The sequence below is a fragment of the Planomonospora algeriensis genome (genome assembly GCF_977012225.1).
This window is the reverse complement of sequence record NZ_CDRNDK010000193.1, coordinates 1-11,119: the sequence shown is the minus strand read 5'-3', so window position 1 is coordinate 11,119 and position 11,119 is coordinate 1. Positions and strand designations below refer to the sequence as shown.

Below are 11,119 nucleotides of genomic sequence, written 5' to 3'. Positions count from 1 at the left end.
GGCGGGCCGACCCGCGGCGGGCCGACCCGCGGCGGGCCGACCCGCGGCCCCCGGGTTGACCCGTGGCCTGCGAGTGACAAATATGAATATATTCATTCATGTCACCAGGGAGGCTCGGCCATGACCGGCAGCCGGACCGTTCGCGCGCCGCGCGGCACCACGCTCACCGCCAAGGGATGGCCGCAGGAGGCGGCGCTGCGCATGCTCCAGAACAATCTGGACCCCGAGGTGGCCGAGCATCCGGAGCAGCTCGTCGTCTACGGCGGCTCGGGCAGGGCGGCCCGCGACTGGCGCTCCTTCGACGCGATCACCCGCACGCTCACCACCCTGGAGGGCGACGAGACGCTGCTGGTGCAGTCCGGCCGCCCGGTCGGCGTCTTCCGCACCCACGAGTGGCGCCGCGCGTGCTCATCGCCAATTCCAACCTGGTGCCCGACTGGGCCGACTGGGAGGAGTTCCGCCGCCTGGAGGCCGCGGGCCTGACCATGTACGGGCAGATGACCGCCGGATCATGGATCTACATCGGCACCCAGGGCATTCTGCAGGGCACCTACGAGACCTTCGCGGCCGTGGCGGCCAAGCGGTTCGGCGGTTCCCTGACCGGGACGATCACGCTGACCGCGGGGCTCGGCGGCATGGGCGGCGCCCAGCCGCTGGCCGTCACCATGAACGGCGGCGTGGCGATCTGCGTCGACTGCGACCCCCGCAGCATCGATCGGCGCATCGAGCACCGCTACCTCGACGTCCGCGCCGCCGACCTCGACGAGGCGCTCCGGCTCGCCTACGAGGCGCGCGACCAGCGGCGCCCGCTCAGCATCGGCGTCGAGGCCAACGCCGCCGAGGCCGTGCCCGAGCTGCTCCGCCGGGGCGCCGAGATCGACATCGTCACCGACCAGACGTCGGCCCACGACCCGCTGATGTACCTGCCGCTCGGCGTGGCCTTCGCCGACATGGCCGCCGAGCGGGACAAGGACCCGGCCGCCTTCACCGCGCGGGCGCGCGAGTCGATGGCCCGGCACGTGGAGGCCATGGTGGGCTTCGCCGACGCGGGCGCGGAGGTCTTCGACTACGGCAACTCGATCCGCGGCGAGGCGAAGCTGGCGGGGTACGGCCGCGCGTTCGACTTCCCCGGCTTCGTGCCCGCCTACATCCGGCCACTGTTCTGCGAGGGCAAGGGCCCGTTCCGCTGGGCCGCGCTGTCGGGGAATCCGGCGGACATCGCCAGGACCGACCGGGCGATCCTGGAGCTGTTCCCCGACAACGAGCCGCTGGCCCGGTGGATCCGGATGGCCGGGGAGCGGGTGCACTTCCAGGGGCTGCCCGCCCGTATCTGCTGGCTCGGGTACGGCGAGCGCCACCTGGCCGGGGAGCGGTTCAACGACATGGTGGCCTCCGGCGAGATCGAGGCCCCGCTGGTGATCGGCCGCGACCACCTGGACTGCGGCTCCGTGGCGAGCCCGTACCGGGAGACCGAGGCGATGCTCGACGGCTCCGACGCGATCGCCGACTGGCCGCTGCTGAACGCCATGCTCAACGTGGCCTCCGGCGCCGCCTGGGTCTCCATCCACCACGGCGGCGGCGTCGGGATCGGCCGGTCGATCCACGCCGGCCAGGTCACCGTCGCCGACGGCACGGCGCTCGGTGCGGAGAAGCTCCGCCGGGTCCTCGTCAACGACCCCGGCACGGGCGTGATCCGCCACGTCGACGCCGGTTACGAGGAGGCCGCCGCGGTCGCGGACGAGCGCGGCGTCCGGGTGCCGATGCGCGAGTCGCCGGAGACCCGGGGCTGAGGGCGGCGCCGGGAGGAGGCGAGGGTCCCGGGACCGACGGCGGGGCCGGGCCCGGGGATGACCGCGGCGCCGGGAAGAGGCGGGAATTTCGGGAATGGCCGCAGAGTCCGGCCGGTTGGAGGGGGCGTGGGCGACGGACTCGAGCGACTTCTGGAGGGCCGGAGGCTCTCGCCGGCGCAGCGGCGGATCGCGCGCTACCTGGACGGCCACCTCGCGGAGGCGATCTTCCTGTCGAGCGTGGAGCTGGCTGACCGGGCCGGGGTGAGCCAGCCGTCGGTGACCAGGTTCGCCACGGCGCTGGGCTTCGCCGGCTACCCCGAGCTCCGGCAGGCGCTGCGCCCCCTCGTCGTCGGCGGGGACGGCACGGGCGCACCTCTCCCCGACGCAGCCTCCCCCGGCGGCGCTTCCTCCGGGGTCGCCTCCGGGGCGGCGGGAGCGGAGCCGGGGAGGGCCCGGCCGGGGGCGCTCCGCGCAACGGCCTGCAGGCCGCGATCGACGCGGAGGCCGGTAACCTGCGCGCCGTCCGGGAGGGGCTGGCCGACCCGTCGGCCGTCACGGAGCTGGGTGCCGCGCTGGCCGGGTGCGAGCCGCTGCCGGTGCTGGGACTGCGGGTCTCCAGCGGCCTGGCCACCACGTTCGCCTACTACGCCCGCCGGATCCACCCGGACGTGCGGCTGCTGGTCCACGGCGGGTCGGAACTGGCCGACGGGCTGCACGCCGCCCGCCGGGCGGGAGCGGCCTGGCTGCTGGCGGTGGTCCTGCCGCGCTACCCGGCCGAGGCCGTGCGGGCGCTGGCGGACGCCCGGGATCTCGGCCTGCGCACGGCCGTGATCACCGACCGGCGGGACGCGCCGTTCGACGCGGACGTGGTCCTCGCCGCGCCGGTGGGCGAGCGGCTGGTGTTCGACTCGCACGCGGCGCCGCTCGCCCTGGCCATGGTGCTGGTGGAGGCCATGGCGGACGCGGCGCCGCTGCGCACGCAGGCCCGGCTGGAGGAGTACGAACGCATGACCGACCAGGCCGGCGTCTTCGTCTGCTGACGAGGGCCGCCGGGCCGACCGGTCCCCGCCTCCCGGACGGCGTCGGCCGCCCGGCCCCCGCCCCGGGGCCGTCTCCGGGGCGGAGCCGGGGAGCGGGTCTACCCGGCCAGCTTCCGCAGGGAGCGGACCGACCAGGTCAGGGTGAGCACGCCCAGGACCAGGAAGAGGCCGAAGGCGATCGGGATCGTGCTGTCGGAGTAGTCCCCGGCGAACATGGCGCGGCCGGCCTCGACCGCGTAGTAGAGCGGGTTGAACCGCGCCGCGGTCTGCATCCAGTCGGGGGCGACCGACATCGGCAGCATCAGGCCGGACAGCAGCATCAGCGGGAGCAGGAAGAACTGCACGATCTGCGACATGCCGTTCTCGTCGCGCACCGCGAGCGCCAGGCCGTACGACAGGTTGGCGGCGAACAGGCCGGTCACCGCCATGAGCAGCAGCATGAGGCCCATCGCGGGCAGGCCGATCCGCAGGCCCATCAGCGCGGCCACGCCCAGGATGACCAGCGACTGGAGGACCAGCATGATCATGTCCTTGGCCACCCGGCCGAGGATGATCGCGGGTCGCCAGGCCTGGCTGACGGCGAGCCGCTCCAGCACCCCGTTGCGGGTCTCGTTGATCATGCCGAACCCGGCGAACATCGAGCCGAACAGGGCGATCATCATCAGCGCGGCGGGGGTGAACACGACCAGCGCCTCCTCCAGCGTCCCGTTGGGGGTGATGCTGGTCAGCAGCGGGGCGAACAGCAGCAGGTAGAGCACGGGCTGCATGATGCCGAGGATGGGCCAGGCCGGGTTGCGGCGCAGGTTCCCGAGTTCGTAGCCCAGGAACAGCATCGTGTGGCGGAGCATCGGAGGGTGGTTCCTCTCGGGGTCAGGCGGCGTCGCGCAGGGAGCGGCCGGTGTGCTTCAGGAAGACGTCGTCGAGCGTGGCCCGGTCGAGGGAGATGGACCGGATGGACAGGCCGCCGGCCTCCAGGGCGCGCAGCAGCGCCGGCAGGTTGTGCTCGCCGTCGTCGAGGTAGGCCCGCAGGGACCCGCCCTCCTCCTGCGTCTCCTTGATGTACGGCTCGGCGTCCAGCAGCGCGCGGGCCGCGGCCAGGTCGTCGAGCCGGAGGGTGACGACGTCGCCGGCGACCTCCTTCTTGAGCTCGGCCGCGGTGCCCTCGGCGACGATCCGGCCGTGGTCGACGATGACCAGGCGGTCGCAGAGCGCGTCGGCCTCGTCCAGGTAGTGGGTGGTCAGCAGGACGCTGGTGCCCTGGTCGCGCAGCGCGCGGATCTCGTCCCAGAGGTTGGCGCGGTTCTGCGGGTCCAGGCCGGTGGTGGGCTCGTCCAGGAAGACCAGCGGCGGCCGGTTGACCAGCCCGATGGCCAGGCTGAAGCGCCGCTTCTGCCCGCCGGAGAGGGTCTTCACCGGCCGGTCGGCGATCTCGGCCAGGCTGAAGGCGGCCATCAGCTCGTCGGCGCGGCCCAGCGCCTGCGCGCGGGAGAGCCCGGTGATCCGCCCGGCCATGACGAGGCTCTCGCGGCCGGGGGCGTTGTCGTCGATCCCGCCGGCCTGGCCGACGTAGCCGATCTTCTCCCGGACCTTGGCGGCCTCCTTCACCACGTCGAACCCGGCCACCCGCGCGGTGCCCGAGGTGGGCACGGTGAAGGTGGCGAGCATGCGGACCGTGGTGGTCTTGCCCGCGCCGTTGGGGCCGAGGCAGGCGAAGATCTCGCCCTCGCCGACGGACAGGTCGATGCCCCGCACGGCCTCGACCTCCTCCGTCTTGCCGCGTCCGCGTCTGGCGGTGAAGGTCTTGCGCAGGTCGTGCGCTTCGATGATCATCTGATCTCCGTTCATGGGGGATGCCGAGCATGGTGCCTCTCCCGGGGGGGAGGGGCAACAGGTTTTCCGGGTGTGCTCCGGACGTTCCGGGCGCGGGGCCGTACGGGGAGCGGCGGGCCGGGCCGGACGGCGCTCCGCCGCGTCCCGCGGGCCCCTCAGGGGAGCTCGCCGCTCCTGACCCTGCCGACGGCCTCTTCGATCCAGGTCAGCTGGGCCTGGAGCTGGGCCGCGTTGAGGCGGAGGGTCTCGTCGATGTGCCGGGGCGCTCCATGGCCGCGCTTGGCCTGGATCGCCCGCCCGAACATCCCGATCGCGGCCCGCAGCTGCACCGCCCTGGCCTCCATCGCGCCGATCAGATCGGCGGGGGAGAGGCGGTCCATGAAGGTCAGCGCCACCTGGAAGGGGTCCACGATGGGCTTGATCTCCCACCAGTGGCTCATCAGCCGCGCCGTGAACTCGGCCCGGCCCGCCTCGGTGATCTCATAGAGCGTCTTGCCGCCCTTCCCCTCCTCCACGCGGTGGAGGAGGCCTTCGTCCGCCATCTTGCCGAGGCCGTGGTAGATCGAGCCGTAGGCCACGTTGGCCCAGGTGTCGGCGGCCCACATCTCCAGGCGGCGCCGTACCTCGTAGCCGTGCAGGGGTCCGTCGAGGAGCACACCGAGAAGGAGAACACGAGTGGAGGACATATTCAAGTTTTTATTCAAATTTGTATATCTGTCAAGCGGAGGGCAAGGAGAGCGGCCCTCCGCGGGCGGCGGGATCAGTCCAGGAGCTCGACGTACCCGTCGGTTCCGTGCACGCGGATCCGCTGCCCGTCCCGGATCCGCCGGGTGGCCTGCTCCACGCCCACGACGGCCGGCAGGCCGTACTCCCGGGCGATCACCGCGCCGTGGGTCATCAGACCGCCCACCTCCGTCACCAGGCCCGCGATCCCGACGAACAGCGGCGACCAGCTGGGGTCGGTGAAGGCCGTGACCAGGACGTCGCCCGCCTCGAGATCGGCCTCCGCCAGGTCCAGGATGACGCGGGCCCTGCCCTCGACGGTCCCGGCGGAGACCGGCAGGCCGACCAGGGCGCCGGCCGGCGCGTCGTCGCGCCGGTACGCCCCGTTGAGGGCCTCGCCGTCGGAGGTGAGCACCCGGGGCGGGGTGAGCGCGTGGTACGACCGGAACGCGTCCTTGCGCCGCCGGATGAGCCGGTCGTCCACCCGCTGCGTGCGCACGGCGTCGCGGAACTCGTGGAACGTGAGGTGGAAGGCGTCCTCCCGCTCGGCGAGCACGCCGGCTTCCGCGAGGCGCCCGGCCTCCGCCAGCAGGGCCTGCCTGTAGACGAAGTAGCGGCTGACGATGCCGTACTTGGGGTACTCCCGGTAGCCGATGAAGGTCCTGACCCGGTCGATCATCCGCTTGGTCTCGTCGGTCTTCCGGTCCCCGTCCGGCAGGGCCCGCAGGCGGGACAGCACGTCCTGCTCCTTCTCCCGCGCCTTCCGCCGCCCCTGCTCGAAGCGCCGCGCGGCGGCGCCCGGCTCGAAGTTCCTGACGTGGTCGAGGATCACCGGCACGAGCGTGCCGGGGCGCTCGCGCCAGCGCGGCCGGGTGATGTCGATCTCACCGGCGCAGCGCATGCCGTACCGGTCGAGGTAGGCCTCGATGGCGCGGCGCGCCTCGGTCCCGCCCGGGAGCCCCGTCAGCCCGTCCAGGAAGCCGTCGTCCCCGACGCCCCGCAGGAACGCCACCACCTCCGGATGCGGGCGGATCGCGTCGGCGACGTCGAGCAGCGCCAGGCCCATCTCCGAGGTGACGTTGCCGGGGGCGGACAGCGTGAGGGTGTCGGCCGCGTTCTTCTCGCCCAGCCACTCCCGCAGCCGGTCGTTGAGCCACCACGTGGCCTCCATCCCCGCCATGATCGCCTGCATGCTCAGCGGATCGCCGAGGATCCGCTTGTGCTCCTCGAAGGCCTCCAGCAGGAAGTCGAACAGCGCCGGTCCGGTCTTCGCCCGGATGCCGCGCTCCAGGGCGGCGACGGAGGCCCGGCTGCGCTCGACCAGCTCGGCGACGATGGCCGGATCGGTCTCGATCGGGGCGGGCGCGCCACCGACCGGCGGCCCGGCGGGGTCCGGGTCCGGGAGCGAGGGGACGAAGTCGCCGCGGTCGAGGACGGTCTCCAGCGCGTCCCTGGTCAGCGGATCGCCCTTCCCGATGAGCTCCAGGAGGCCGGCGCGGCTCGCGGGCGAGGCCAGGCGCCGGGTGGCGTCGACGAACAGCCTCCCGCCGGCCTCGTGCATCGGCGCCATGGCCGTCAGCCGCCACACCGAGAGTCCCAGGGGCTTCATGGGGTCGGTCATCATCTGCTGGTGACCGACGGAGACGTAGACCCGGTTCCCCCGGTCACCGGTCTCGGGGACGGGGAACAGCGTCGTGATCGGCCGGCTCTGCACGATCTGGAAGTCGTCGCCGGCCAGGCACCATTCGATGTCCTGCGGGCGGCCGAAGTGCGCCTCGATCCGCCGCCCGAGCCGGACGAGCCGCAGGACCTGCGCGTCCGTCAGCGCCGGCTGCTCCTGCCGCCGCGGGTCGACCGCCACCTCGTGCGTGCCGCCGGCCGGCAGGGCCTGGACGGCGCGCCGCTTGGCGGCTATCGCCTTGGCGACGACCTCGCCGTCCCGCACCGTGAAGACGTCCGGGTTCACCAGGCCGGAGACCAGGGCCTCGCCGAGGCCGAAGCCGGCGTCCACGGTGGCGGTCCTCCGGTTCCCCGTGACGGGGTCGGCCGTGAACAGGACGCCGGACGCGTCCGGGAAGACCATCCGCTGCACGACCACCGCCATGCGGACCGTACGGTGGTCGACGCCGTTGCGCCGGCGGTAGGCCACGGCCCGCTCGGTGAACAGCGAGGCCCAGCACCGGCTGACGTGCCGGAGGACCGCCTCCGGCCCCACGACGTTCAGGTAGGTGTCCTGCTGGCCGGCGAAGGAGGCCGTCGGCAGGTCCTCCGCCGTCGCGCTGGACCGGACGGCGCAGGCGGCCCGCTCACCGAGCCGGGCGAGCGCGCGGGTGATCGCCGCCGCGAGGTCGTTCGGGACGGCGGTCCCCTCGATGACCCGGCGGATCTCCGCGCTGAGCGTGCGGACCGCCTCCCGGTCGTCCGGGTCCGCGTGCGACAGCCGGTCGAGCAGATCGCCGATCGGCGGCACCTCCGCCATGACCCGCCGGAAGGCGTCCGTCGTCACGCAGAAGCCGTCCGGCACGCGGACGCCCTCGATCCGCGACAGCCCGCCCAGGTGCGCGCCCTTGCCGCCGACGAGCGCGACCTGCGTCTCGTCGACCTCGTGCAGACCCACCACGTACCGCTCGATCATTGCGACACCTCCGAGTCGCCGCAGGCTGCGGCATCGGCTGACGATTCTGCGCGGTGACCCGGGGCTTGCGGCAAGCCCCCCGGCGCGCTGTACGTTGAGAGTGGCGAGGAGGGCTCTCCTCGCCTTCATCGCCTTCGTCCTTCCCCGCCCGACGGAATAGGGTGGGCCGCATGTCAGCACGCCCGACCGCACTGGTCACCGGAGCTTCCCGAGGGGTGGGGGCCGCCGTGGCCCGCGCCCTGGCCCCCACCCACGACCTGCTGCTCGGCGGGCGCGACCGCGAGGCGCTGGACGGCGTGGCCGCGGAACTGCCCGGCGCGCGGCCCTGGCCGGTCGAGCTGACCGCCGTCGCCGCGGCCGACGTCGCCGGGATCGACCGGCTCGGCGTGCTGGTGCACAGCGCGGGCGTGGCGACGCTGGGACGGATCGAGGAGACCCCGGCCGAGGTGTGGCGGCGCACGATGGAGGTCAACGTGGTCGCGGTGGCCGAGCTGACGAGGCTGCTGCTGCCCGCCCTGCGCGCCGGCGGCGGGCACGTCGTGCTGGTCAACTCCGGCGCCGGGCAGCGGGCCAACCCGACCTGGGGCTCCTACGCCGCGAGCAAGTTCGCGCTGCGGGCCTTCGCCGACGCGCTCCGGCTGGAGGAGCCGGGGCTGCGGGTGACCACCGTCTACCCGGGGCGGGTGGACACCGACATGCAGCGCGGGGTGCGCGAGCAGGAGAACGGCGCCTACGAGCCGGACAAGTACCTGCGGGCGGACTCGGTGGCGCGGGCCGTGCTGGCGGCGGTGACGGCCTCCCCGGACGCCCACGTCACCGAGATCACCGTCCGCCCGTCGGCGGGACCGGCGAACTGACCTCCGGGGATCCGGCGGACCGGCCGCCGCAGGGTCCCGCGAGCCGGCCGGAGACGTGAGAGGGGCACGGCCCGCCCGGCCGTGCCCCTCTCCTCCGTGCGCTCCCGCCCGCGTCAGCAGCTCAGGTTGCCGCCCGGGGTGACGCCCAGGATCTGGGTGAACCGCTGGTAGGAGGTGATCCGGCTCTGCACCTGCGCGGGGTTGCGCCCGCCGCACTCCAGGCTGCCGTTGATGCTGCGGATCGTCTCACCGAAGCCGCGGCCGCCCACCATCGCGTTGTGCGGCGTCATCGTGCCGGGGCCGCTCTGGGTGTTCCAGTACCACAGGGCGGTCTTCCAGGCGATCGCCGCGTCGGTCTGCACCAGGTTCGGGTTGGCCAGCAGGTTGACGCCGAGCGCGTCGCCCGCCGCCTTGTAGTTGAAGTTCCAGCTCAGCTGGACCGGGCCGCGGCCGTAGTAGGCCGACTGGCCGGCCGGGCAGCCGTACGGCTGGCTCCGGTCGCAGTAGTGCGAGTAGTTCGCGGTGTTCTGCTCCACCACGTGGACCAGGCCGCCGGTCTCGTGGTTGACGTTGGCCAGGAAGGCCGCCGCCTCCTGCTTCTTCACCGTGTCGCTGCCCGTCTTCGCGAAGCCCGGGTAGGCGCTCAGGGCCGCGGTCAGGCCCTTGTAGGTGTAGAAGGGGTTCCGGTTCGGGAACATCTGGTTGAACTGCGCCTCGCTGACGACGAAGCCCGACGGGTTCGACGGGTTCGACGGGTTCGACGGGGGCGGGGTCGAGGGGCCGGGGTTCGAGCCGCCGCAGGCGTGCGGCTCCCAGTACCACGTGCTGATGACGGGGTCGTAGCCCGGGTTGTCGTGCTCGGCCCGGTAGTACCTGCCGTCGGTGTACCTGACGATCGAACCGGCGGCGTACCACGTGCCGGCCTTCCACGCGGGGTGGCCGCACGTCCCGGACGCGGGCGGCTGCGCGGGGGTGGAGCCGCCGCCGCACGCGCCCTTGTCCGCCCAGACGCCGGAGGAGGTGGCGCCCGGCGCCTCGTTCTGGGTCCACCACTTGGCCGACCAGTTGCGCCCCTTGTAGGAGACGTTCGCACCACCCGTGTAGGCCGTCGCGGAGTTCCACGCGGCCGCGCAGTCGGCGGCGGAGGCGGGGGAGGCCGGGCCCGCGACCGTGAGCGCGCCCGCGGCGGCCGCCGCGACGGCGAGGGACGACATGATGCGCTGTCTCGACACCTGATCAACTCCTTGGCGCGGCCCGGGGCCGCGCACGATCGACGATGGTGAACCGGCCCGTCCGCGCGCGCCGCACCGTGGCTTCTGCCGGACGGGCCGGAGATGGGAAGCCCGTGTGCCGGGAATGCTGGCAGATGTCGGCTTAACAGCGCCTTAAGTGATCCTTTCGGGCTCCATATCGGTCCGCCGTATCGCCAATGAATGGATTCATTCACATAATGGGAGGGTGTTCGACGAGATGTGGGGTGCCATCGAGCACCTCGGACGCGACGGCCGGACCGGCGGCTACCTGCGCGACGCGTGGTCGCCCGCCGACCTGGAGCTGCGGGAGTGGTTCCGGCAGGAGGCCGCCCGGCGCGGCCTGGACCTGCGCGAAGACCGCAACGGCAACCTCTGGGCTTGGCGGGGCGACCCGTCACGGCGCGCCGGGGTGGTCACCGGCAGCCACCTCGACTCGGTACGGCAGGGCGGCGCCTTCGACGGCCCCCTCGGGATCGTCTCGGCCTTCGCCGCCCTCGACCTGCTCGACGCCCGGGGCTTCGCACCGGACCGGCCGCTGGGGATCGCCTGCTTCACCGATGAGGAGGGGGCCCGGTTCGGCGTGCCGTGCACCGGTTCCCGGCTGCTCACCGGCGTCCTCGACCCCGACCGGGCCCGCGGCCTGACCGACGACGACGGCTCGTCCCTGGCCGAGGTGCTCCGCCGGACCGGGCGGGACCCCGGCGCGCTCGGCCGGGACGACGAGACCCTCGGGCACGTCGGCGTCTTCGTCGAGCTCCACGTCGAGCAGGGCCGGGGACTCGTGCACGCCGGGGCCCCGGTCGGTGTCGCGAGCGCGATCTGGCCGCACGGGCGCTGGCGGTTCGACTTCCGCGGCCGGGCCGACCACGCGGGCACCACCCGGCTGGAGGACCGCGACGACCCCATGCTGCCCTTCGCCCGGACCGTGCTGCAGGCCCGCGAGGCCGCCCGGCGCCGTGGCGTGGTCGCCACCTTCGGCCGAGCGCGCGTC

The 11,119-nt window shown here is 73.5% G+C and carries 8 protein-coding genes and 2 pseudogenes; 5 read left to right on the top strand and 5 right to left on the bottom strand.

What is annotated here, in order from left to right:
- Positions 1-120 precede the first annotated feature (120 nt).
- The 3 genes and pseudogenes from hutU (at position 121) to ACWJ6R_RS19930 (ending at position 2,830) form a co-directional block, all read left to right on the top strand.
- Positions 121-1,790: pseudogene (hutU, locus tag ACWJ6R_RS19940) on the top strand (urocanate hydratase).
- 57 nt (positions 1,791-1,847) lie between these two features.
- Positions 1,848-2,066, top strand: a pseudogene (locus ACWJ6R_RS19935) (hypothetical protein); the annotation flags it as partial.
- 320 nt (positions 2,067-2,386) lie between these two features.
- Positions 2,387-2,830, top strand: coding sequence for a MurR/RpiR family transcriptional regulator (locus ACWJ6R_RS19930; RefSeq protein ID WP_449063678.1), 444 nt, complete (start codon positions 2,387-2,389; stop codon positions 2,828-2,830).
- A gap of 98 nt (positions 2,831-2,928) precedes the next feature.
- Here ACWJ6R_RS19930 and ACWJ6R_RS19925 read toward each other — a convergent pair whose 3' ends face one another.
- From ACWJ6R_RS19925 to rph, 4 genes are all read right to left on the bottom strand, one after another.
- The gene (locus ACWJ6R_RS19925) at positions 2,929-3,678 is read right to left on the bottom strand and encodes an ABC transporter permease (protein WP_449063676.1); all 750 of its coding nucleotides are present in this window, start codon (positions 3,676-3,678) and stop codon (positions 2,929-2,931) included.
- A 22-nt stretch (positions 3,679-3,700) separates the two neighbouring features.
- Positions 3,701-4,660, bottom strand: coding sequence for an ATP-binding cassette domain-containing protein (locus tag ACWJ6R_RS19920; protein WP_449063675.1), 960 nt, complete (start codon positions 4,658-4,660; stop codon positions 3,701-3,703).
- 155 nt (positions 4,661-4,815) lie between these two features.
- Positions 4,816-5,316 carry a PadR family transcriptional regulator gene (locus tag ACWJ6R_RS19915; protein ID WP_449063674.1) on the bottom strand — a complete coding sequence of 167 codons (501 nt, stop codon included), beginning with the start codon at positions 5,314-5,316 and terminating at the stop codon, positions 4,816-4,818.
- Between the two features lie 104 nt (positions 5,317-5,420).
- On the bottom strand, positions 5,421-8,018 hold the full coding sequence (rph, locus tag ACWJ6R_RS19910; RefSeq protein ID WP_449063673.1) for a rifamycin-inactivating phosphotransferase: 2,598 nt from the start codon (positions 8,016-8,018) through the stop codon (positions 5,421-5,423).
- A gap of 170 nt (positions 8,019-8,188) precedes the next feature.
- Between rph and ACWJ6R_RS19905 the strand changes: the two genes are divergently transcribed.
- Positions 8,189-8,875, top strand: a complete 687-nt coding sequence (locus ACWJ6R_RS19905; RefSeq protein WP_449063672.1) for an SDR family oxidoreductase — start codon at positions 8,189-8,191, stop codon at positions 8,873-8,875.
- A 113-nt stretch (positions 8,876-8,988) separates the two neighbouring features.
- Here the strand turns inward: ACWJ6R_RS19905 and ACWJ6R_RS19900 are convergent, their stop codons facing one another.
- On the bottom strand, positions 8,989-10,107 hold the full coding sequence (locus ACWJ6R_RS19900) for a glycoside hydrolase family 19 protein (RefSeq protein WP_449063671.1): 1,119 nt from the start codon (positions 10,105-10,107) through the stop codon (positions 8,989-8,991).
- Between the two features lie 238 nt (positions 10,108-10,345).
- Here ACWJ6R_RS19900 and ACWJ6R_RS19895 point away from each other — a divergent pair.
- A partial coding sequence (locus ACWJ6R_RS19895) for an allantoate amidohydrolase (RefSeq protein ID WP_449063677.1) occupies positions 10,346-11,119 on the top strand: 774 nt, incomplete at its 3' end.